The sequence below is a fragment of the Nonomuraea endophytica genome (assembly GCF_014203235.1).
Taxonomy (GTDB): domain Bacteria; phylum Actinomycetota; class Actinomycetes; order Streptosporangiales; family Streptosporangiaceae; genus Nonomuraea; species Nonomuraea endophytica.
In genome coordinates, this window is sequence record NZ_JACHIN010000001.1 from 251,989 (window position 1) to 274,595 (window position 22,607).

The following is a 22,607-nucleotide window of genomic DNA, read 5'->3' on the forward strand; positions in this document are numbered from 1 at the left end:
CCTTGTCCTCCCCCGCACAGACCACCCATCCGTGCTCCGGCTGCGGCGCGAGCGTCGCCTACGCCCCGGGCACCAGCGTGCAGCGCTGCCCCTACTGCGGCTTCGAGCAGCGCATCGCCGCCCCGGCACGGGCCGTGCGCGAACACGACTACGCCGCCTTCCTGGCCAAGCCGCGGGTGGCGGCGGTAGCCGTACACCAGAGTGCCTGTCCCGGGTGTGGCGCGCGCACGGAGAGCGACGCGCTGTCGAAGAGCTGCCAGTTCTGCGGCGCCGCGCTGGTCGCGGACACCACGGCGGGCGACCAGATCGCGCCTGAGGCCGTGGTCCCGTTCGCGCTGGACAAGAACGGCTCGCGCACGGCGCTGCGCGGGTGGGTGAAGTCCCGCTGGTTCGCCCCGAACCGCCTCAAGAAGGTCAGCGAGGCGGAGTCGATGAAATCCACGTACGTCCCGCACTGGACCTTCGACTCCGGCACCACGTCCGACTACACCGGCTCGCGCGGCGAGCACTACTACGTCACCCAGACCTACACGGAGAACGGCCAGACCAAGACCCGCCGGGTGCGCAAGACCCGCTGGTGGCCGGCCTCCGGCACGGTCTCGCGCCACTTCGACGACGTGCTCGTGGCCGCGACCCACCGGGTCACCCCCGAGCAGCTGGCCGAGCTGGAGCCGTGGCCCACCGGCCAGGCGCTCCCCTTCGAGCCCGCCTACATCTCCGGCCACCACACCCTGCGCTACGAGGTCGAGCCGGAACAGGGCATCGAGACCGCCAAGCAGGAGATGGCCGAGGTCATCGAGCAGGACTGCCGCCGCGACATCGGCGGCGACGAGCAGCGCGTGAGCACGGTCGACACGACGTACACCGATGTCAGGTTCAAGCTCCTGCTGCTGCCGGTGTGGATCGGCTGCTACCTGTTCGGCGGCAAGACCTACCAGGTGCTCATCAACGGCGTCACCGGGGAGGTTCAGGGTCAGCGCCCTTACAGCTGGGTCAAAATCACCCTTACCGTGCTGGCGGTCGCCGCGCTCATCGGCCTCGTCGTCTGGCTAATCATCGCCAACCGCGCGTAGATTTGGCGAATGCTCCGCCGCCTGCTGCGTGTCCTGCTCGCGCTGGTCGCGCTCGGATTCCTCGGGTACGGCCTGGCCAGAAACTGGGACGAGACCACGGCCGCGCTGTCCGGTCTGTCGCCCTGGGCGCTGGCGGGGGCGTTCGCCGCGGTGCTGGCCGGGCAGTTCTGCATGCTGGTGGCCTGGCGGGAGGTGCTGGCCGGGCTGGGCTCGCCGCTGTCGTTGCGGGTGAGCGGGCGGATCATGTTCGTCGGCCAGCTGGGCAAATACATCCCGGGCTCGGTCTGGGCCTACGCGGCCATGATGGACCTCGGGCGCGACCACGGCAGCCCGCCGCGGCGCACGTTCGCCTGCATCTCGCTCTCGCTGGTGATCAACCTCGGGGTGGCGCTGACGATCGCCGCGGCCACGCTGGCCACGCACGAGGCGCTGCGCAAGGCCTGGTATCTGCTGCTGATCGTGCCGGTCATCGTGGTCTGCCTGCATCCCAAGGTGCTGACCTGGGGGCTCAACCTGGCTTTGCGGCTGGCGCGCAAGGAGCCCCTCGAGCGCAGGAGCTCGGGCGGAGAGAGCGACGAAGGAGCCAACGGAGCCCGAAGCGGGCGCGACAACAAGCACGGGAGCGTGGTGTCTGGCCGTACCGTGCTGGTGGCGGTGGCGTGGACGGCGCTCGGCTGGCTGATCTACGGCGTGCACACCATGCTGCTGGCCGGCCGGTGGGACCTCTACGTGCTGGCGACCGGCGCTTATGCCTTCGCCTGGGCGACCGGGCTGCTGACGTTCGTGGTGCCGGCCGGGGTGGGGGTGCGCGAGGGCGCGCTGGTGCTGGTGTTCACCCCGCTGATCGGCACGGGCGCGGCCTTCGCGGTGGCGCTGCTGTCGCGCGTGGCCTTCACGCTGGCCGACGCCACCGCGGCCGGAGTCGCCTTCCTGCTGGGCCGTCAGGAGTCCAGCAAGGCCGCCGTGTACACCGACCAGAACGGCTCGGGATCCACTGATTTGACCCCGGAGCGCAACCCGACCGGGTCGGCGTAGAGCCGTTCGATCGCCTTCCTGAGCCCTTCGACGTCCTCGGGCTCGGCCAGCAGGCCGTCCACGCCGTCGGTGACGTGGTCGGCGAGCGCGCCCACGCGGGTGGCGATCACCGGGACGCCGTGCTCGTGGCCGAGCCACACGTTCTGGCTGGCGGTGGCGTTGCGGTAGGGCAGCACCAGAGCGTCGGCGCGGGCGAAGAGCCCCGGCACCTCCTCGGCGGCCACGTACCCGGGCCGCAGCTCCACCCGGTCGCCGATGCCCAGCTCCGCGATGAGCCGCTCGGTCTCCTCCAGCCCGCCCCAGAACTCCCCGGCGACGGTCAGCCCGACCCCGTCGGGCAACGCCCTGAGCAGCAGATCCAGCCCCTTGTACGGCCGGACGATCCCAAAGAAGAGCAGATTGTTGTGCACTTCCCCCGATTTTTCGGCATTTTTCGAGGGAAGGTGGGGCGCCATCGCGGCCACCCGGACCGGCTTGGATGTGAGCTCCCCGGCCAGCGCCGCCTGCTGCTCGGAGTGCGTCAGCACCCGGTCGACCCGCTTGAGCAGCGCCTTCATCAGCGGCCTGTCATAAGGCTTGCGCTCGTGCGGCAACACGTTATGACAAAGAGCCACAGCCGTGGCCTTGCCCGCCATGCCGTATCGTCGCAAGCTCCTCAGGCCCAAGCCATACAAAATCCCAAGATAAGCAGGCACCTGCACAGGGCTGAGCACCGCGAAAATCACCAGGTCGGCGCCGCGCAACCGCCGCCCGCACGCCACCCACCCGTCCGGCCGCCGCCAGTCGAGCCTGCGCAGCGTCTTCGGGTACGGCCGGCCCTCAGGAGCCGAGATCGTCTGCTGACCGGGATAGAGGAAGCCCGGATACTGGGCCTTCCACGACTCGATCACCACGTCGTGCCCCAACGCGCTCAGCCGGTGCGCCAGCTCGGTGGTGTGCTGCGCCCCGCCGCCCTTGTACGGGTACGTCGGGCCGACGATCGCGATCCGCACCTACTCGCCCCTGCTCCGCACGATCAGGTCGGCCAGCAGCGCGACCGAGCCGATCAGCATGCCCGACAGGAAGATCATCACGGTGTTGGCCGGGAAGTAGAACGGATGCTGGACCATATCCCACACGCCCTTGACGATCCCGATGCCGACCAGCCACAACGCCGGCGGCATCAGAACCTTCAGCGGGTTGAAGTACATGATCATCCGCAGGACCTGCAGGATGTAGCGGTAGGCGTCGGAGACGAAGCTGAACTTCGACTTGCCCGCCCGCTTGGCGTAGCCGATCGGCAGGTAGTAGACGTCGTGCTGGTTCGACAGGAACGACAGCGTGATCGTCGTGACACATGAGAACCCGGGAGGCAGCAGCCGCAGGTACGGCCGCGCCACCGACTTGCGGAAGGCCCGCAGACCGGAGTTGAGGTCCGGGATCTTCTGGCCGGCGAGCTTCTCGGCGACCTTCCTGATCACCCACTTGGCCGGCACCCGCAGCAGCTTGTGCGAGCCCTCCTCCGACGTGCGCGCGCCCACGACCTGGTCGATCGTCTGGTCTTTCTCCAGGATCTGGACCAGGTCGGGGATGCGCTCGTTCGGGTAGGTCATGTCGGCGTCGGTCCACACGACGATCTCGCCGCGCGCCTCCTGGGTGCCGATCCTGCGTACGGTGCCCGATCCCCCGTTGCGGTGGAACGCCCGGATCCGCATGTTCGGGAATCGCGGGGCGGCCTCCTGCAGCTTCGCCAGCGTCGCGTCCGTCGAGCAGTCGTCGACGGCCACCAGCTCGTAGGTGTAGCCGCTGGAGTCCATCGCCTTGGTGATTCGCTCGACCTCGTCGATGACGTGATCCTGCTCGTTGTAGCAGGGCAGGACGATCGTGACGTACGGCGCTTCTTCCACGGCGGGTCCACTCTGGGGGGTCTCAGGCGTGCTCACGTCGGTCGAGGGTACTCTGCCCAGCACAACGCGGCGTCCACATCAGCGATGCCGGGAAACCTGATCCACCCCCGGAAGACCCCGCAGAGCTGGCCGAATCTGCTCGAACACCGACGAGTCAGTCAGCGTGAGATGGAAGATCTCCCCCACCACCGGCGTCCTGCTCTCGTAGGTGACGCGCCGCCAGTTGTCGATCACGTGCCGGCGCGACTCCAGGTAGACCTTCTTCACACCCTGCAGGGTGCGCAGCGCCTCGAAGACCGCGTCCCGCTCGTGGTCGGTGATCGCGCCACGACCCGGGCAGTTGGCCGGACCGCAGAGCTCGACCTTCGCCTGCGCCCTCCCGGCCCAGAAGTCCGTCCGCCAGACCCTGGCCGTGGTGATGCCGGGCAGCTTCTCCAGCTTCGGGCCCAGCTTCACGTCCGGGACCTTGACCTCCGCCCGGAAGGAGGCCGGGATGGCGCCCTTCCGCACCCGCAGGCCGTCCTCGCGGGCGTTGCGGTAGGCCTCGTCCTCGGAGACGTACCGCACGCCGGACAGCCCCGACAGCCGCTTCAGCAGGCGCTCGATCTTCCGCTTCTGCTCATCGGTCGGCCCGCGGCCGTCGCACTTCTTCTGGAGACTGGCCTTGGAGCACAGGTAGACCGTCAGGCGGCCCGTCACCGGCCAGGCGGCCTTGGGCGTCTGCAGCGGCGAGACCGCGGCCGCGACCACCCCGTCGGCGCCGGTCCCGGACTCCACGCTCACGTCACCGGCGCCCGGCTCGGCGTCCCTGCTCTCCGGAGCCTCGTTCACCGAGGTCTCGCCCAGAGTTCTGTCCTCCGGGGTGTCGGCCGCAGCCGAGCCCACTCCACTGGTCGCCAGCGCCGTCGTTAACGCCGCGACCACCCACGTACGCCTCATGGCGACACATAATCGCGATCACCCACGATCCAGGTCAAATGGGGTTTTAAGGGTTGGACATCCAGACGTTGATCCGGAGGCTCCAGGTGCCGTTGGGCGGCTCGGTCAGCGAACGTTCGTCCTGGCGCGTGGACAGGGCCATGACCTGCTCGAACGGGCCGTAGAACCGCACCTGGTCCGCGTCCGCCGCGAGGATCACGGGGGTGCGGCCGGCCCGTTCCACCCCGGCGACCAGCCGGTCGACGTCTTCCCTCCTGGCCGTGTCCGAGCCCTGCTCCCGGCGCACATCGGCGGCCGGGACGCCGCACATGCCACGCACCACCTGGGTGAAGCGGTCGGCCGTCACCCGCTCGATGATCAGGACGGAGGCGTCGCGCGGGATCGCCCGGCACATCGCCTCGACGGCCGCGCGCTCGCCCCGCTCGATCGGGGTGAACGCGGTGCCGATGGAGGTGATGACCGGCGGGACCAGGATGAGAACCGTCCCGACGCCCGCCGTCCAGGCCTGGACGCGCGAGCCATACCCGAGCCTGCGGATCTTATCGCGCACCCAGTCGAGCCCCCACACCGCCAGCACGATCAGCCCCGGTATCACCACCGGAACCAGGCGGCGCGCCGCCCACGGCTGGTCAGGCGTGATCTCGGGACGCAGCAGCGTGGTCACGGTGGTCCAGCCGATGACGGCCAGCGGCAGCAGCCACTCGAACGCGGAGGCGTCACGCAGCAGCCTGCGCACCAGAACGGCGGCCGCCACCGTGGCCAGCACCACGACCGGGACGCCCACGTACCAGATCACCCAGTAGAGCGACTCGTCGAAGTACAGCCGTGTTCCGTCGACCGGCAGGCCGTTGGCCTTCTGCGTCTGCTCGATGAACCGCGCCGTCCGCACGTCGTCCCCGCTCACCGGCTGCCGATGCACCGTCTGAACCCACGGCCGCACCGCGAAGCCGACCATCACCAGGGCCACCAGCGCCGCACCGATCTCCGGCAGCCGCCTCGGCAGCCGGATCCTGGCCAGGCGGGGGGCGACAGCAGTACCCACAACCGTCAAAACCAGAACGACGCCGCAGATCAACAGCAGCGGCACCACCGAACGGGACAGATAGGCCAGATACGGCCGCGCGAACGTGTAAGCCGCCAGGAACCCCAGCCCAACGCCCACCACCAGCCCGCCCAGCAGCGGCAACCCCAGCACGCCGACCGGCCGCCGGAACCGGCTCATGGCGACCAGCAGACCCGCGAAGGCCAGCACGGGCAGCACATCCCGCAACCCGTCGATCCGCACCAGCGTGGCCAACCCGAACACCAGCCCCGCCAGCCCGGCAACCCACCGAACCCCACCGGGAACTGCCCCTGCGGAGCCGGACCCGTCTGCTGCGGTGCTGAGCTCCGGAGCGGCTTCTTCGCTCGTGAGGGTCTTGGCATCACCGGTCGTCGCGCTCGCGGTGCTCCCGCTGCCGGGAACGGCCGGGTCTTCTTGCCTGGGCAGGACGTGCGTGGCGGTGGTACCCCGGGTCTTCCCCCCTGCCGCAAGGACACGCGGTCGGCCGGTCGGGTGGGGGGTCCAGATGCGGGTCAGAGCGTCGTGGGCCAGGGAGAGGCCGCCGAACAGGAGGATCAGTGACGGGATCTCGCTGAACGTGGTCCGCGAGGTGTAGAGGATCGGCATGCTCACCGCGAACGCCAGCGCCGCCACCGGCGCCCACCGGCCGCCCGCCAGCCGGGCCGCCACCCCGCCGACCGTGAGCACCGCCAGCGCCCCCAGCACCGGGGGCCCGAGCAGCAGGCCGCCGAGCCAGTCGGCCGCCGAGAACAGCATGGGCGGGCCCGGCATGAACTGCGGCACCACCGCCCCGCCGAAGTCGAAGAAGCCGACGCTGTCGAAGACGAGCGCCGGGTCGGGGCCGCCGAAGGCCTGCTCCTGGTACGGGATGGGCAGCGAGCCGTGCTCGGCGATCCAGGCGGTGTATTGCGCGTAGGTGGCCGGGTCGCGGCGGACGATGAGCTGTTCGCTGTGGAAGATCGCGTTGAAGACCCCGGAGCCCACCGCGATCGTCAGCACCCCGGCCGTCTGCCGCCCGGTCGCCTCCACAGCCTCGGGCAGAAGCCGCAGCCCCGCCCAGCACAGCAGCGCGATGACCGGCAGCGCCAGCACCACCGTGAACACCGGCCGGAACGCCCCCGCCATCAGCAGCGGCAGCCCGGCCAGCAGCCAGCCCGCCACCGCCAGGGCAGGCAGCAGCGAGGCCGTCGCGAGCACCCGGCCCGCCGACGGCCTCCGCGTCTCGTCGGGCCGGAGCCGGGAGGGTGCCATCGCTGATCGCGAGGGTATCCAACGGGGCCGACAACACGCCCGCCTGAGATCGCGAAACGTATGGAAGCCGGTAGCGTACGGCCGGACGGCGGTGAACAGGGGAGGGCCGTTGAAGGAGGCGACACCGGAAGAGCCCGGCGCGGCGGTGCCGGTATCGGAGAAGCCCGGCGCTGCGGTGCCGACGTCGGAGGAACTCGACGCTGCGATGCCGACGCCGGAGGAGCCCGGCGCAGCGGCCCCGGCGGCCGAAGGACCCGGCCTCGGAAAGTCGGCCGCCAAGACAGCGGCGGCGGTCGTCCGGGTTGTAAAGCGGCACCGCTGGTTCGTGGGGCTGTTCGCCGCCGGTGCCGTCCTGCGACTGCTGGCGATGCTCGGGTTCCGTCCGGCCCTGTGGTTCCCGGACTCCTACACCTACATCGTCACCGTCTTCCGCCCCCGCCCCGACCTGGTACGCCCGGCCGGCTACTCCATGTTCCTCAAGCTCCTGGAACCGTTCGGCAGCTTCGCCGCCGTGACAGCGGTGCAGCACCTCATGGGCCTGGCGGTCGGGGTCATGATCTACCTGGCCGCCGGCAGGGCCCGCCCCTGGGTAAGGACTCTGGCGACCGCCCCGGTCCTCCTGGACGCGTACCAGATCGAGCTGGAACATCTGCTGGTCTCCGACACCCTGTTCATGTTCCTGGTCACCGCCGCCGTGGTGCTGGCGATCCGGGACCGGACGACCTGGCGCACGGCGACCGCCGTCGGACTGTTCCTGGCCGCCGCGACCCTGACCAGGACGATCGGCCAGCCCCTGGTCGTGCTGCTGGCCTGCTGGTTCCTGATCCGCAGGCAGCTCGCCCTGACCGGCGTCCTGCTGGCGGCCGCCCTGGTTCCGGTCATGGCGTACATGGGCTGGTTCTACGCCACCTACGACCGCGCCGGCCTGGTCGGCGCCAACGGCGTCTTCCTCTACGCCAGGACGCAGTCGTTCGCCGACTGCCAGAAGATGGACCCGCCGCCCGATCTGCGCGTGCTCTGCGACCCGCGCCCGCCGGACCGCCGCCCGCCCTCGCAGGAGTACGTCTGGTCGCAGGACACCCCGCTGGTCAGGCTGCCCGGCATCACGTTCTCGCGGGCCAACGACGCTCTGGCGGGGCGGTTCGCGCTGCTGGCCATCCGTTCGCAGCCGCTGGACTACGCGGCCTCGATCGCCTCCGAGCTGGCCCGTACGTTCACCTGGGGCCGCCCGGTCTACCCCGACCAGGAGATCTACGACTACTACGAGTTCCCGTCGCGGCAGCCGGGCCCGCCCGGCAGGCACGCGGCGCAGTTGGGCGCGGAGCTGGCCGAGCGCTACGAGGGCGGGCCGATCGCGACCCGGGTGGTGGAGCCGTACGCGGGGTGGATGCGGGCTTATCAGGATGTGGCGCGGCTGCCGGGGACCGTTCTGCTGCTGGTGCTGCTGGCGCCGCCCGTGCTGTCCGTAATCCGCCGCCGGCCGGAACTGGAGTGGATCGTGCCCTGGTCAACGGCGGTGGCGCTGCTCGTGATTCCGGCGGCTGTGGCCGAATTCGACTACCGGTACGTGCTGCCCGCCGTACCTCTGGCGTGTCTTGCTCTGGCCCTTCGCACCCGCTCCGACCTGGCAAAAGCGTAAAGACTTTCACGATGATATTCCACGAAATGTCCAGCTCTGAGTATGCTTTGGCCCTGTAACATCACGCTGGGGTCACGACCGATTCGGTCGTTCATGGCTCCGAGCATGCCGTACGTGACCTAGTCTCGTGCCGCAAGTGTGCGACCGAGCCAGCTGGATACGGCCTGGCGATTTCTTCGAATAGAGGAGGGCCGTGTTGGAGCTGAGGGGGGCGTATGAGTGACCATCGGAGTGTGTCCGTCCAGGACAGAAGGAACGCCCAGACCGACCCGGGTGGCATGCGCGGCCCGCGTCGAGCGGCGTCACCGCCTCCGCCCCCCGACGACCAGCCGCCCCGCGGCCGCCGTGCCAAGAGCGGCGGCGGGCCCAACAAGATGCGCGTCCTGGCCTGGGTCAGCATCGGGCTCACCGGCGTGGTCGTGGCCGGCTCGCTGACCGGCTACACGCTCTACCGCGACGCGCTCGGCTCCATCAACAAGAAGAACGTCAACGAGCAGATCCTCAACCCGCGCCCGGCCAACTCCACCGGCGCGCTCAACATCCTCCTGGTCGGCTCCGACACCCGCGACGGCCAGGGCAACGCCCGCTACGGCCAGCTCGACGCCCGCAGAGGCGCGGGCAAGCGCACCGACACGATCATCCTGATGCACATCTCGCCCAACCGCGACGGCGCCAAGCTCATCAGCTTCCCGCGCGACTCGATGGTGGACATCCCTCGGTGCAAGAACGAGACCACCGGCGCGATCATGCCGCCCCACCGCGACATGATCAACTCGGCCTACAACGCCGGCGGCATCGCCTGCACGATCTCCACGCTGGAGACGCTGACGGGCATCCCCATCCAGCACTTCGCCGAGGTCGACTTCAGCGGGTTCAAGAACATCGTCGACGCCCTGGGCGGCATCGAGATCTGCCTCAAGAGCGGCGTCAACGACAAGAAGTCCAAGCTGGTGCTGCCGCCGGGCAAGAGCGTGCTCGACGGCGAGAAGGCGCTCGGCTTCGTCCGCCTGCGCAACTACGGCGACGGCAGCGACATCCAGCGCATCCGCCGCCAGCAGCTCTTCCTCGGCAAGGTCGTCGCGAAGGCCACCAGCGGCGAGCTGCTGACGAACGTGCCCAAGCTGTCCGGCTTCGTGAAGGCGGCCGGCCAGTCGGTCACCATGGACCCGGGCCTGGCCGACGACCCGGAGAAGCTCATCCAGATCGCGCAGAGCGCGGCGAAGATGACCGCGGGCGACGTCAAGTTCATCACGGTGCCGTGGGGCGCCGACCCCGCCGACGCCAACCGCGTCGTCTGGAAGCAGCCCGCCGCCAACGAGCTCTTCAACATGATCAAGACCGACGTCGACATCGTCGAGCCGGAGCCCACCCCCACCGGGTCGGCGAAGCCCAAGCTCGCCCTCAAGCCCGACCAGGTCCAGGTCCAGGTCCTCAACGGCACCGCCACCCAGGGCAAGGCCAGGGAGGTCGCCGACCAACTGACCAAGGAGGGCTTCCGGGTCGTCAGCCTGGGCAACTACAAGCCGGCCACCGGCAGCGTGGCCAAGACCGAGCTGCGCTACGGCAAGAAGGCCACCAACGGCGCCGACTACGCCGGCGTCGTGGGCAAGGCGGCCTCGCCCGCCGTCACCCCGACCAAGGGCGGCGTCGAGCCGCTGACCACCGAGCCCTACACCTCCACCGTCCCGGCCGGCAAGCCCGTCGACGGCGGGAAGCCGCCGGTGATCCAGCTGATCGTCGGCGACGACTGGAAGGGCGTGAAGGTGACCAAGGTTTCCGAGGACGTCAAGCAGAACACCGTGAGCGCCAACCAGTCCAACGTGTGCATCTCCTAAACCTCCAAGTTCCCTGTGGATAGGGGGTTCTTGGCGCTCCTTCCGAGACAGGAGTGTCCTGCGGCGCTAAAGTTGTGAGGTCGGCGACTGCGCTCGTACGACGTCGTCCAGGCGTCAGTCGAGACAGGCGGTCGCGTTCCCCCGACCCCGAACGAACTGAGCGTCTGCCACGTGACTGACACCCGGTCCTCCGTCCCTGCCACCACCATCGAGCAGCAGGACAGCACCGACGCCAAGAACCGGTGGCCGCTGCCGGGGCAGGACGCGGATTTCTGGGGACAGGAGAAGGGCGAGCGGGAGCAGGATCCGCCGCCGGCCAAGAAGCGCGACCCGTATCTCGACAACGTCAAGTTCGTGCTCATCGCGCTGGTGGTCGTCGGCCACTCGCTGGTGCCGACGCTCAACACCGACTCCTCGCGGTCGCTGTACATCTTCATCTACATGTTCCACATGCCGCTGTTCGTGCTGATCAGCGGCTACCTGTCGCGTAACTTCTGGAACTCCAACGCCAAGACCAACAAGCTCGTCGACACGTTCGTCATCCCGTACGTGATCGTCGAGGTCGGCTACGCCGTGCTCCGCACCGCCGTCGGGCAGAAGTGGAGCCTGACGATCATCGATCCGGCGTGGCTCAACTGGTATCTGCTGGCGCTGCTGTTCTGGCGGCTGTCGACGCCGGTGTGGAAGCGGATGAAGTTCCCCATCCCGGTCGCCATCGCGATCTACCTGTTCGCCGGGTTCTCGCAGATCAGCGGCGACTTCAGCATGGACCGCTTCTTCGGCCTGCTGCCCTTCTTCGTGATCGGCCTGGTCATGCGGCCCGAGCACTTCGAGCTGCTCAACCGGAAGTGGATCAAGATCGTCTCGGCGGTCACGCTGGTCGGCGCCGCGGCCAGCTCGATCCTGGTGGCCCGGTTCGACCCCACGCTCAAGCCGTTCTACTTCAAGCACAGCTACCAGGACATGGACCTGTCGTGGTGGATGGGCCTCGGCGTGCGCACCGGCCTGCTGGTCTGCTCGCTGGCGATGTGCTTCGCCGTGCTGTCGCTGGTCCCGCGCGGCGAAACCTGGTACTCCGACCTCGGCACCCGCACGCTCTACGCCTATCTGCTGCACGGCATCCCCGTGCTGATCGCCAAGGACCAGGGCTGGCTCGACCTGCCCTGGCTGCAGGGCCCGCTGGGCGTGCTCGCGATCGCCTCCAGTGCGTTCGCCTTGGCCATCGTCCTGTGCCTGCCCGAGACGCGAACGGTCTTCAAGTGGGTTCTTGAGCCACGCTTGACCTGGCTATACCGCCGTCCCTCCGGAAGTTAATCGTCAGTTCCACCGCCCTTCACCTGACTGACCCGGGCAAACCTCAGCATCAGAGACATGCGGGTATGTGTCGCGACGATTGACCATCATCCCGAGGATGCCAGGATCATGCATCGGCAGATCCGCGCACTCCTCGATGCGGACCACGACATCACGTACGTGGCGCCGTTCACCTATTTCAACGTGACACCACCGCTGCCGATCACCGCGATCGACGTACCGCGCGGAGCCGGGCACGGCCGGGCGCGGGCCGCCCTGCGCCGCGGTGTCAGAGGCGCCGACCTGCTGCTCGTGCACGACTCCGACCTGCTGCGCGCCCTGCCCTACCGGCACCCGCCGGTGGTCTGGGACGTGCGCGAACCGGCAGACGCCCGGCGGGCCGCACGCGCGGAGCGCCGCCACCACGTGATCTCGCCATCCGTGGTGCCAGAGGCCACTCTGGTGTCGCCCGCCCCTCCCCCTCCCGGCGACACCAGGGTGGTCCACCTCGGTCGTCTGACGGCGGAGCGCGGCGCCGCCGAGCTCATCGCGCTCGCCGAACGGCTGGTGCCGCACGGCATCCGCCTCGATCTCATCGGCCAGGCCGACCGCGAGGCGCGGGTGTTGCTGCGCGACGCCCAGCGGGTCGGCCTGCTCGACTGGTACGGCCATGTGCCCAACCGCCACGCGTTGCGCATGGTCGAGGGCGCCTTGGCCGGAATCTCCCTGGCGCCCGCCGACGTCACGGGCGTACCGACCAAGGTGCTCGACTACATGGGGCGTGGCGTGCCCGTCATCACCACTCCTCAGTCGGGCACGCTGGTGCAGACCGCTCGCTGCGGGCTCGTCGTCCCTTTTGACGTGGACTCGGTACGGCATGCCGTACTCGACCTCAAGGAAGACCCCGACCGCAGGGCCAACATGGGCGCCCGCGGCCACACCTACGCCCGCCTGCACCACCACTGGCCCGACCACGCCCCGGCCTTCGTGGCCCGGATGGAGTCGCTGGCAGGGGTGGCGCACTCACTGGCGGTCTAGAAACGGGGCGGTCTAGAAACGGGCGACGTCTAGAAGCGGGCGACGTCTAGAAGCGGACGATGTCGAAGGTCGCGTCGATGAGCCCCACCGAACGCACCCGCGGATCCTCCAGCAGCTTGCGCAGGCGTTCGACCGGCACGCCCTGGTCGATGTAGGCGTAGGCGAGCCCGTCCTTGGCGGCCTTGCGGACGCGTTCGAGGGTGAGGTCGAAGGCGCGCAGGTCAGCCGCGTCGGAGTCCTGGAGGATCTTGTCCCAGGAGCGGAACTCCGCCAGGACGTCCGGCGGGGTGTCGTAGCACGAGCCCGACTTCTGCGGCACCGGCGTGCGATCCCACATGATCGACGCGAAGGTGATCGGCACGGATCCGGGCCTGGCCTCGTAGACGATCCTCTCGGGGCAGGTCTGGTAGGTCTTGCCGAAGGTGACCAGTTGCTCCGCCGTGGCGGGCTGGTTGAACTCCACGAGGGCCATGACCCGCATGCTCTTCGGCAGCCCGGCGAGGACCTCGCGGGCGCCGTCCTTGCCGATGGGCGACTTGTGGCCGACCATGCTCAGCGCGGTGGACACCGTGGTGTTGGCTTCGTTGCCCAAAGGCAGGTGCTCCAGCCCGCCGAAGAGATTCGTCGTGATCTTGTAGGGCACCTCCACCCTGCTGGAGAACCCGCCGTAGGCCCTGAGCTGACTGGCCGAGAGCGGCAGGCTCGACGACCAGGGCGTCGTGTCGCAGCACTCGCCGAGCACGACCCGGTAGCCCGGGTTGTACATCTTGAACGCCGTCCCGTACACGTCGTGGATTCGGTCCTCGCGCCCGCCGCTCTTCTGCACCAGGATCGGCGCCACCACCAGCACCAGCGTCAGCGCGAGCAGCCCGGCCAGCACGAGCGAGGCCGTCTTGACCAGCCCGCGCCGCACCGCCTTCCTGGTGGCCTTGGGGTCGAAGTCGGGCAGGTCCAGCTCGCTCATCAGGGGGCTCCATAGATCTCGGCGAAGGCCGCCCGGGCCCGCCACACCGCTGTCTTGATCGTGCTGTGCTTCTTGCCGGTCATCGCCGCCACCTCGACCATGGAGAAGCCCTCCAGGTAGACCAGCTCCAGCAGCCTCCGATGCTGGGGCGGAAGGCGGTCGAGGGCGTCGCGTACCTCCAGGGCGTCGGCACCGATGGAGGGGACGCCGAGCTCGTCCGGATCGGGTAAGGCCAGCTCGACCCGCCTGCGGCGCACGTGGTCGAGCAGGACGTTGCGGGCGATGGCCAGCAGCCAGGCCGCAGGGTTCTCGCCGCGCCAGCCGAGCATCGCCCGGGTGGCCTTGACGAAGGTCTCCTGGGCGAGGTCCTCGGCCAGGTGGGGGTCGCGGGTCCGGCGCAGCAGGAACCCGCACACGAGCGGCCAGTGCTCGCGATAGAGCTCCTCGATGATGATGGCCTCCGCGTTCCTGGGACAGTCACATCAGACCAGACGGGATCCGGACAGGAATGGTCACATCGCTCCGTGATTGATGTACTGGAGTCATGGCATCGCATCTGATCCAGGGCCGAACGGTGAGCCTGCCTGTCCAGGTGAGAGACGCGACGGTCTGCAGCACGATGTACCCGGTACGCGCCGACGCCGCCCGGGCGGTGATCGCCTACTCGGGACTGGACGTGGCCGAGGTCTTCCCCGGCAAGGCCATCTGCACGCTGATCTTCGTCGACTACCGTGACGGCGACCTGGACACCTACCACGAGTTCGGGGTGGCGTTCCTGGTCCGCCAGCCGGGTACGGCGGGCACGGCGAGCGCGGGGGGCCTGTCCGATCTGCGGAACGCCGCGGCGTTCATCCATTGGCTGCCTGTGGACCAGTCGTTCACGATGGAGGCCGGCCGTTCGATGTGGGGATTCCCCAAGGAACTGGCCGAGATCGACCTGAGGTTGTCCTCCCCCTACAAGCGCTGCATCGTCCGCAAGGACGGCCGTCTGGTCATCGACCTGCTGCTGAAGCCGGGCTTCCCGGTGCCGAGGCCGGCCGTACCCCTGATCGCTTACACCCATCGCGACGGCGTCACGAGGAAGGTCCCCGCCGAGATGTCGGGGAGGGGCGTGCGGGTGCGGCCGGGAGGCGCCCTGGTCAGGCTGGGCAACCACCCGATCGCCAAGGAGCTGAGCGAGCTGGGCCTGCCGAAACGGGCCCTGCTGAGCACGACGGTGGAGCGGGCCAGCATGTCCTTCGGGGCGGCCGTGGACCTCTAGACGATGGGCGGACGGCCCAGCTTCACCATGCGCCAGGCGGTCTTCCACGCCATCGGGCGGCGTTCGCCGGCGGAACTGCGCAGGCCCTCGAAGAAGCCGGTGAACCACGCCTTCAGCGCCGTGCCCGAGCGTTCGCGCACCAGCGTGAGCACGACCCAGTTGACCAGGTAGAGGGCGGCCAGCGGCCAGGGCAGGTTGCGCCTGGCCAGCCACACGCGGTTGCGCGCGTTGAGCCGGTAGAAGTCGGCGTGGCGGGTCGGCGGCACCTGCGGGTGGTACATGACGGTCTCGGCGTCGTACTCGATCCGGTAGCCCTCGCCGAGCAGCCGCCAGGCCAGGTCGGTCTCCTCATGCGCGTAGAAGAAGCGCTCGGGCAGCCCGCCCACCTGGAGGAACGCGGACCGGCGGATGGCCGAGGCGCCCCCCAGGAACGTGGTGACCGGCGAGGAGCGCTGCGGGTCCCCGGCGCGCAGGCGCGGCACGTGGCGCCGCTGGCCGACGCCGCCTTCGGGGTCCATCACGCGGAAGGAGATGACGGCCAGGTCGGGCTCGGTGGCGAAGCGGTCGCGCACGTGGGCGACGACTTTCTGGTTGGCGTACCAGCCGTCGTCGTCGAGGAACAGCACGACGTCGCCCGAGCACTCCTCGACGCCCCGGTTACGTCCGGCCGGGATGCCGGTGTTGTGCTCAAGGCGGACCGTTTTCACGATCGCGGCCGAGCCCTCGGGTGGCGTCGCCGTCACCTCGGGCACGTCGGCCCCGTTGCCCACGATCACCACCTCGACGTCGCCGTCGACCTGGTTGAGCGCGGAATCGACCGCCCGGTTCAGCTCCGCGACCCGGTTGCCCATGGTGAGGATGACGCACGAGATCTTCAACGGGTCATCACCTTGACGCGTTGAGAGCACGAGCGGAGCATTCTTTCATGATCACCGAGTCTGCTGGTATGCATATTTCCTGATATTGGTGGAGCTAAGCGTATCGGAACCGTGGGTGAACCCCCACCGAACAGCGGACGTCCGATCAATACGACGGACGCCGAGCCTGAGCGGTTCCGACGGGAGCTCACGCAAGCCGCCTCGATGCCAAGATGCTCACCAGGTGCAACACCATCTGGAGTCCCGCGGCTATCAGGCAGGCTACGGTGAGTACACGGGTCGCCGTGAGGTTTCCCGCCAGTTGGTCGATCACGGCCGTGCCCAGCGCGAGCAGGGACAACTCGATCGGCTGCACGATCCGGTGAAACTTGGTGGCCGACAGAATGCGCCGGCCCAGCCCCAGCAGCCCCGAGCGGAACTGCCCCACCGACGCCTCGCTGGCCGAATCGAGCCCGCCCTTGGCACGGGCCACGTCGACCAGGTCGGTCTCCGCCTTGATGAGGATCGCGCCGAGGGCGGCGGCGAAGCCCATCACCGTATACCAGTCGGGCAGCACCTCCGAGGCCCGCCAGCCCAGCCCGGCCAGCACGGCGGCCTCGGTGAAGTAGGCGCCGACCCGGTCGAGGTAGACGCCGGTCAGCGAGGTCTTGCCGGTCCAGCGGGCGAGTTCGCCGTCGGAGCAGTCGAGCAGCAGGTAGACCTGCACGAGCAGGGCGGCCAGGAACGCCCCCCAGATCCCGGGCAGGGCCATCGCGAAGCCCGCCAGGACGCCGGCGACCGTCATCACCCAGGTGAGCTGGTTGGGCGTGACCCGGGTCTTGGCCAGCAGCCAGGTGACCCGGATCGAGATCGCGCGCATGTAGAGCACGCCCGCCCAGTGCTCGCCGTTCTTGCGGTCGAGGTGGCCCTCCGGCTGGGCTACCGCGCGCAGCTCAGCTACCGAAGGCCCGGACATAGTCCGCCACCCGTCCACGCACCTCGGATTCGGACAGCCGCATGTGCTCCAGGATCGTGTAGCGACCCGGGCGGGTGGCCGGCGCCAGCATGACGGCCTCGGTGAACTGCTCCTCGCTCAGCCCGATGTCACCGGGCGTGACGGGCAGCCGGTGCTGCCTCAGGCAGTCGACGACCTGCTGGAGACGGCCGGCGTCATCCCGCAGGAAGTAACAGAAAGCGGTGCCGATCCCGGCGAGCTCGCCGTGATTGGAAGTGCCGGGGAAAAGCTGATCCACGGCATGAAGGATCTCATGATCCCCGCCACTGGAAGGACGGGATGACCCTGCGATTACCATCGACATGCCCGACAAGATCAAGGATTCGGCCAGAACCGTCAGGAAGGCGTCGGTCTCGATGGAGTCCCTACGCCCGATCAGCGCCTCGGCCGCGGTACGCGCCATCGAGCACGCCAGCCCGTCGATCGGCTCGCCCCGCTCGACGTTGGCCAGCTGCCAGTCGTCGATCGCCGACAGGTTGCTGATCACGTCGCCCACCCCCGAGCGCACCAGCGACTCGGGCGCGGCGTGGACGAAGTCGAGGTCGACCAGGATCGCCAGCGGCATCGGCACGCCGAACGAGCCTTTGCCGCCCTCGTAGACCAGCGAGGCGGTGGGCGAGCAGATGCCGTCGTGGGAGAGGTTCGTGGCCACCGCGACCATGGGGATGCCGGCCAGCGACGCGGCGTACTTGGTGGCGTCGATGGTGCGTCCGCCGCCGACGCCCACGACCACCTCGTAGGCGCCCTTGCGCAGGTCGGCGCCGAGCGAGACGGCCGCGTCGACGGAGCCGTCGGCCACGCGGAAGACCTCGGCCTGAGCCAGCGTGGGGGCGATCAGACCCTCGATGTGGTCACCCTGGCCGGGGCCCACGGCGACCGCGACCCTGCCGGAGGTGGCCACCCGGCTGTCGTTGAGCAGCGCGCCCAGCTGGGCGACGGCGCCGCGCCGTACCTCCATGGTGAGCGGCGCGGGCAGCATCCTCGCGAGAAGCGGCATCTGCGCCTCCCTCAGTAATTGACGGCTATGGTGCGAGCCTTGGCCAGGTCGTCGTGGTTGTCCACTTCGACCCAGTCGACCTCGCCGATGGGCGCGGCGTGGATCTGCTCGCCGCGGTTGACCATCTCCTGGTAGCCGTCCTCGTAGTAGAGCTGCGGGTCGCGCTCGAAGGTGGTCTTGAGCGCGTCGGCCAGGCGGTCGGCGGCGCCGGGGCGGATCAGCGTGGCGCCGATGTACTCGCCGTAGGCCTCGGCCGGGTCCATCAGCTTGGTGATGCGCTTGAGCGAGCCGCCTTCCAGGATGACCTTCATCTCCTCGTCGGCCAGCTTCTTCACGTCGTCGACGGCCAGCAGGATGTCGCTGGTCTCCGGCGCGGACAGCAGCGTCTTCTCGATCGAGACGGGGTGGACGGTGTCGCCGTTGACCAGCAGCGCGCCCTGCGCGAAGTAGTCGCGCGCGCACCACAGGGAGTAGGCGTTGTTCCACTCCTCGGCCTTGTCGTTGTACACGAGCGTGAGGTTGACGCCGTGGCGTTCCTCCAGCGCGGCCTTGCGCTCCTCGACCGCCCTGGCCGCGTAGCCGATGATCACCACGACGTCGCGCAGGCCCACCTCGGCGAGGTTGCGGAGCGAGATGTCCATGATCGTGGTCTCACCGTCGACCGGCACGAGCGCCTTAGGCAGCGTGTCGGTGTACGGCCGCAGGCGTCGTCCGGCTCCAGCGGCCAGCACCATTCCCAGCAACGTGCACTCCTCAGTCGAGCGTTACTCTCCAGGCCCCAAAGGTTAGTTGCCTTTTCACTCTGGGAGGGTAATCCGCGCCAGCCGGCCGTTCGCGGCAGCTTCGGCGTCCGCTGGCATTGTTCCACCCGCGCTCGCCCGCCGTGCTGTTTCGGCTGGTCAGTCCTGTGTCCCCAGATCCGTGGCCTCCACCCCGGACCTGGGGGCGGCGAGCCAGCAGGTCACGCTTTCCCAGCCGAACAGCAACCAGAGATACACGGCCAGCAGCGCGAACCCGGCCGTGGGCAGCGACACGAGCACGGCCAGCGACACGGCGATCATCCGTCCGTCCCAGCCGAGCCCGAAGGTCGTCAGCCACGGCGGCGGATAGACCCGCTGCCTGATCCGGTAGACCAGGTCGTAGTGGTGGAAGGCCATCGCGCCCAGCAGCATGAAGATCAGCACGGGGTGGACCCCGTGGCCGAACCCGCAGCTGGCCACGAACGAGTACTCGATGACGCGCAGGATCGGCGGGCACAGCCAGTCGAGCCGTCCGTCGTGGGGCGCGCTGCTGCCGGGTCCGGCCAGCAGCAGCGTGACCGCCGGCGCGAACACCGCGAGACCGTTGGCGCCGCCGACGCCGATCACCAGCAGGATGCCGGTGACGAAGGCGCCCGCGATGAGCGGCGGCAGCGGCGGCAGCTGACCGGCGACGAGCGCGCCCATGCCGCGCGAGAGCGGCCCGTCGTCGCGGTAGGCCACGACGGTGCTGGCGGGGACCGGAGTCATGTGGATGGTGATCACTTCGTCGACCTCGCGATCCGCCCGGCGAGCGAGTAGAGGGCGGCCACGCCGCCCCACACGAGCAGGGACAGGAAGGTGACGCGGGCGTTGAACACCGCGGCGGTGACCGCGATCAGCGCCATCCGCTCCCCGATCGGCAAGACGATGATCTTCTTCATCCAGCGCAGGACGCTCTCCCGCTCCATGCGCTGGGCCAGGCCGAGCATCCCCTGCTTCGGCACGGAGTAGCGCCCGCCGTCGGCCGACTCCAGCAGCGAGCGCGCCGGGCGGGCGAAGGACGAGCCGATCCGGGCGGCGTCGGAGACCGCGCCGCCGAAGGCGAAGTCGATGGTGTGCCTGACCACCTGGAGGATCATCGCGGCCGCCGCCAGATACCAGATGCCGCCGGGGCCGCCGCCGGTCCAGGGCAGCCCGGCCGCGTACCCGATGGCGAGCCCGACATAGACGACGTACTCCTTCAGCCGGTCGGCCATCGCGTCGACCCACGAGCCGAGCGGCGAGAAGGTGCGCGTGTAGCGGGCCACCTGCCCGTCGAGGCAGTCGAGCACGAACGAGAGGTAGAGCAGCACCGCTCCGGCGACCTGCGCCTCACGCGTCCCCGCCGAGAACCACACCGCGGCCAGTACGGCGAGCCCGATCGAGATCCCGGTGATGGCGTTGGGCGTGAGCCGGAGCCGGGCAGCGGGCCTGATGAGGTAGCGCGACCAGACGGAGACGAAGTGGGTGGCGAAGAAGCCGTCGTCGTCCTTGACCGCGAAGTTGAGCCGCACCCGCGACTCGTCCACCTCCGACAGCCGTTCGATGGCGCTGTCGGCGGCGGACTGCGCGGTGACCCGGTCGCTGTGGAGGGGCCCGATCGCCGCCGCGCGCATCCGCACGCCGTAGCGGACCAGCCCGACCAGCAGCAGGTCGATCGCCTCGACGGGGCTGACCGGGCCGAGCCGGCCGGTCTCGGCCAGTTCGGCGAGCTCTTCGGCGACCTCGGCCAGGCAGCCGAGGTCGGCCTCGCCTGCCTGAAGGACGCCGCGGAAGGTGGCGTTGGCCTCGGGGACGAGGTGGAAGGAACTGCCCGCGGCCACGACCTTGCCGCCCTCGACCCGCACGGGCGGGCGCATGGGCGCGGTCGAGGGGTCGTGGCTGATCAGCGCCGCGGAGTCACGGGCCGGATGTTCGAGCACCAGGGCGAGCGCCTCGGTGTGGGCGACCAGGTCGGCGGGCAGCACCGCGACGGGGCCGGTGGAGACGCGCGCCAGCTTGGCCACGCCGCGCAGGTCGGAGCTGAGCCCGTTGCCGGACGACAGCACCTGCACGTCGCGCACGGGCAACGTGACGAGTTGGTCGCTGATCCGGTCGAGAAGGGTTCCGTCGGCGCAGGAGAGCGTGGCGGCCGGTGTCGTGGCGAGTACGACCACGGATGTGGCGGTGATCTCTCGCGTGAGTGAATCGGGCAAAGCGCAGGTCTCCTCCCAGTCGCGAGGGAGTGCGTGGACACAGCGTAGCGACCTGGCGACGCGATATCACGGAACAAGACCGTTACGCTCGCGGCATGGACTCTCGGTTGCGCTCTGTAGGGGTGGTTCTGGCCGGCGGGGTCGGTCAGCGTGTCGGGCTCAACACGCCCAAGCAGCTGATCAAGATCGCCGGGCGGACGATCCTGGAGCACACGCTGGCCCTGTTCGACTCCGCGCCGGAGATCGACGAGATCGTGGTGCTGATGACTCCCGGCTTCACCGACCAGGTCGAGGAGATCGTGGCACGGGGCCGCTACGGCAAGGTCAGCAAGATCATTGAGGGTGGCGCGAGCCGTACGGAGACGACCTGGCGGGCGCTGAAGGCGCTCGGCCCGCAGGAGTGCAACGTGCTCCTGCACGACGCTGTGAGGCCGCTCCTGGAGCCCCGGATCCTCACCGAGTGTGTTCGGGCCCTGGAGACGTATTCGGCCGTGGACGTGGCCATCCCGAGCTCCGACACGGTGGTCGTGGCGGTGCCGGGGCCGCGCGGGGAGATCATCCGCGACATCCCCGACCGGTCGCGGCTGCGGCGCGGGCAGACGCCTCAGTGCTTCCGGCTGTCGGTGATCCGCGAGGCGTACGAGCGGGCCTTCGCCGACCCCGACTTCGACAAGCAGCCGGCCACCGACGACTGCGGTGTGGTGCTGCGTTATCTGCCGGACGTGCCGATCTACATCGTGCCGGGCAGCGAGCACAACATGAAGGTGACGCACCCGGTCGACGTGTACATCGCCGACAAGCTCTTCCAGCTCGCCGCGGCCGGCGCGCCGGCGCCGCAGCCGCGCGACTACCGCGAGGCGCTGGCCGGGCGGAGCGTGGTCGTCTTCGGCGGCAGCTACGGCATCGGCGCCGACGTGGTGGACCTGGCCCGCGGCCACGGCGCCGAGGTGCACTCCTTCTCGCGCACCCAGAACGGCGTGCGGGTCGAGGACCTCGCCTCGGTGGCCAAGGCGCTGGCCCAGGTCGGCAGGGTCGACTACGTGGTCAACACCGCGGGCGTGCTGCACATGGGCAAGCTGGCCGAGGTCACCGACGAGACGATTGCCGAGACGGTCGGGGTCAACTACCTGGGTCCGGTCAACGTGGCCCGCGCCGCCTATCCGTACCTGCGTGACAGCAACGGCTGCCTGCTGCTCTACACCTCCTCCAGCTACACCAGGGGCCGCGCCGACTACAGCCTCTACTCCTCGACGAAGGCGGCGGTGGTCAACCTGACCCAGGCGCTGGCCGACGAGTGGGCGGGCGACGGCATCCGGGTCAACTGTGTCAATCCGGAGCGCACCAGCACGCCCATGCGCGAGCGCGCCTTCGGTGAGGAACCCGCTCACACCCTGCTGTCTCCGCGCGCCGTCGCCCAGACCTCACTCGACGTGCTGATTTCCGACCTGACGGGGCAGGTGATCGACGTCCGGCTCGACGGGGCCTAA

General features: G+C 69.4%; 20 protein-coding genes. 8 read left to right on the top strand and 12 right to left on the bottom strand.

From position 1 onward, the window contains the following. Positions 1 to 2 precede the first annotated feature (2 nt). Entirely contained in the window at positions 3 to 1,073 is a 1,071-nt protein-coding gene (locus tag HNR40_RS01105) for a TFIIB-type zinc ribbon-containing protein (protein WP_184957763.1), read from the top strand. A 9-nt stretch (positions 1,074 to 1,082) separates the two neighbouring features. Then, positions 1,083 to 2,108, top strand: a complete 1,026-nt coding sequence (locus HNR40_RS01110; RefSeq protein WP_184957764.1) for a lysylphosphatidylglycerol synthase transmembrane domain-containing protein — start codon at positions 1,083 to 1,085, stop codon at positions 2,106 to 2,108. Here HNR40_RS01110 and HNR40_RS01115 read toward each other — a convergent pair. From HNR40_RS01115 to HNR40_RS01130, 4 genes are read right to left on the bottom strand one after another with little or no spacing between them, the layout of a single operon-like run. After that, positions 2,015 to 3,100 (bottom strand): glycosyltransferase family 4 protein, encoded by a 1,086-nt coding sequence (locus HNR40_RS01115; protein ID WP_184957765.1) that lies wholly within the window; start codon positions 3,098 to 3,100, stop codon positions 2,015 to 2,017. The genes HNR40_RS01110 and HNR40_RS01115 overlap by 94 nt on opposite strands. Next, positions 3,101 to 4,030: a glycosyltransferase family 2 protein gene (locus tag HNR40_RS01120; RefSeq protein ID WP_184957766.1), complete on the bottom strand. Its 930-nt coding sequence runs from the start codon at positions 4,028 to 4,030 to the stop codon at positions 3,101 to 3,103. 42 nt (positions 4,031 to 4,072) lie between these two features. Continuing rightward, positions 4,073 to 4,933 carry a hypothetical protein gene (locus HNR40_RS01125; RefSeq protein ID WP_184957767.1) on the bottom strand — a complete coding sequence of 287 codons (861 nt, stop codon included), beginning with the start codon at positions 4,931 to 4,933 and terminating at the stop codon, positions 4,073 to 4,075. A gap of 46 nt (positions 4,934 to 4,979) precedes the next feature. Continuing rightward, complete coding sequence (locus HNR40_RS01130; protein WP_221339877.1) at positions 4,980 to 7,247, bottom strand: hypothetical protein; 2,268 nt, start codon at positions 7,245 to 7,247, stop codon at positions 4,980 to 4,982. 109 nt (positions 7,248 to 7,356) lie between these two features. On the opposite strand from HNR40_RS01130, the gene HNR40_RS01135 reads away from it, so the two are divergent. The 4 genes from HNR40_RS01135 to HNR40_RS01150 all read left to right on the top strand — a co-directional run bounded on the left by HNR40_RS01135 (position 7,357) and on the right by HNR40_RS01150 (position 13,052). After that, the gene (locus tag HNR40_RS01135; protein WP_246508280.1) at positions 7,357 to 8,886 is read left to right on the top strand and encodes a hypothetical protein; all 1,530 of its coding nucleotides are present in this window, start codon (positions 7,357 to 7,359) and stop codon (positions 8,884 to 8,886) included. A 233-nt stretch (positions 8,887 to 9,119) separates the two neighbouring features. Then, positions 9,120 to 10,721, top strand: coding sequence for an LCP family protein (locus tag HNR40_RS01140; RefSeq protein WP_312896140.1), 1,602 nt, complete (start codon positions 9,120 to 9,122; stop codon positions 10,719 to 10,721). Between the two features lie 171 nt (positions 10,722 to 10,892). Beyond that, positions 10,893 to 12,035, top strand: coding sequence for an acyltransferase family protein (locus HNR40_RS01145; RefSeq protein ID WP_184957769.1), 1,143 nt, complete (start codon positions 10,893 to 10,895; stop codon positions 12,033 to 12,035). A 108-nt stretch (positions 12,036 to 12,143) separates the two neighbouring features. Continuing rightward, positions 12,144 to 13,052, top strand: coding sequence for a glycosyltransferase (locus tag HNR40_RS01150; protein WP_246508282.1), 909 nt, complete (start codon positions 12,144 to 12,146; stop codon positions 13,050 to 13,052). Between the two features lie 46 nt (positions 13,053 to 13,098). Here HNR40_RS01150 and HNR40_RS01155 read toward each other — a convergent pair whose 3' ends face one another. After that, on the bottom strand, positions 13,099 to 14,016 hold the full coding sequence (locus HNR40_RS01155) for a hypothetical protein (protein ID WP_184957771.1): 918 nt from the start codon (positions 14,014 to 14,016) through the stop codon (positions 13,099 to 13,101). After that, positions 14,016 to 14,471: an RNA polymerase sigma factor gene (locus HNR40_RS01160; protein WP_312896232.1), complete on the bottom strand. Its 456-nt coding sequence runs from the start codon at positions 14,469 to 14,471 to the stop codon at positions 14,016 to 14,018. The genes HNR40_RS01155 and HNR40_RS01160 overlap by 1 nt, the downstream gene beginning before the upstream one ends. Before the next feature lie 89 nt (positions 14,472 to 14,560). On the opposite strand from HNR40_RS01160, the gene HNR40_RS01165 reads away from it, so the two are divergent. After that, a complete protein-coding gene (locus HNR40_RS01165; RefSeq protein ID WP_184957773.1) occupies positions 14,561 to 15,277 on the top strand; it encodes an acetoacetate decarboxylase family protein in 717 nt (238 codons plus the stop codon). Here HNR40_RS01165 and HNR40_RS01170 read toward each other — a convergent pair. The 6 genes from HNR40_RS01170 to HNR40_RS56015 form a co-directional block, all read right to left on the bottom strand. Next, positions 15,274 to 16,155, bottom strand: a complete 882-nt coding sequence (locus HNR40_RS01170; protein ID WP_184957774.1) for a glycosyltransferase family 2 protein — start codon at positions 16,153 to 16,155, stop codon at positions 15,274 to 15,276. The genes HNR40_RS01165 and HNR40_RS01170 overlap by 4 nt on opposite strands. 187 nt (positions 16,156 to 16,342) lie before the next feature. Further along, complete coding sequence (locus tag HNR40_RS01175) at positions 16,343 to 17,110, bottom strand: CDP-alcohol phosphatidyltransferase family protein (protein ID WP_184957775.1); 768 nt, start codon at positions 17,108 to 17,110, stop codon at positions 16,343 to 16,345. Further along, complete coding sequence (locus HNR40_RS01180; RefSeq protein WP_184957776.1) at positions 17,088 to 18,146, bottom strand: iron-containing alcohol dehydrogenase family protein; 1,059 nt, start codon at positions 18,144 to 18,146, stop codon at positions 17,088 to 17,090. The genes HNR40_RS01175 and HNR40_RS01180 overlap by 23 nt, the downstream gene beginning before the upstream one ends. An 11-nt stretch (positions 18,147 to 18,157) precedes the next feature. Next, entirely contained in the window at positions 18,158 to 18,889 is a 732-nt protein-coding gene (locus tag HNR40_RS01185; RefSeq protein ID WP_184957777.1) for a phosphocholine cytidylyltransferase family protein, read from the bottom strand. A gap of 156 nt (positions 18,890 to 19,045) precedes the next feature. Continuing rightward, positions 19,046 to 19,669 (bottom strand): DUF5941 domain-containing protein, encoded by a 624-nt coding sequence (locus HNR40_RS56010; RefSeq protein WP_184957778.1) that lies wholly within the window; start codon positions 19,667 to 19,669, stop codon positions 19,046 to 19,048. After that, positions 19,666 to 21,120, bottom strand: a complete 1,455-nt coding sequence (locus HNR40_RS56015) for a CDP-alcohol phosphatidyltransferase family protein (protein WP_184957779.1) — start codon at positions 21,118 to 21,120, stop codon at positions 19,666 to 19,668. Before HNR40_RS56015 ends, HNR40_RS56010 begins: the two co-directional genes overlap by 4 nt. Positions 21,121 to 21,215: 95 nt before the next feature. Between HNR40_RS56015 and HNR40_RS01200 the strand changes: the two genes are divergently transcribed. Beyond that, the gene (locus tag HNR40_RS01200) at positions 21,216 to 22,607 is read left to right on the top strand and encodes a bifunctional cytidylyltransferase/SDR family oxidoreductase (RefSeq protein ID WP_184957780.1); all 1,392 of its coding nucleotides are present in this window, start codon (positions 21,216 to 21,218) and stop codon (positions 22,605 to 22,607) included.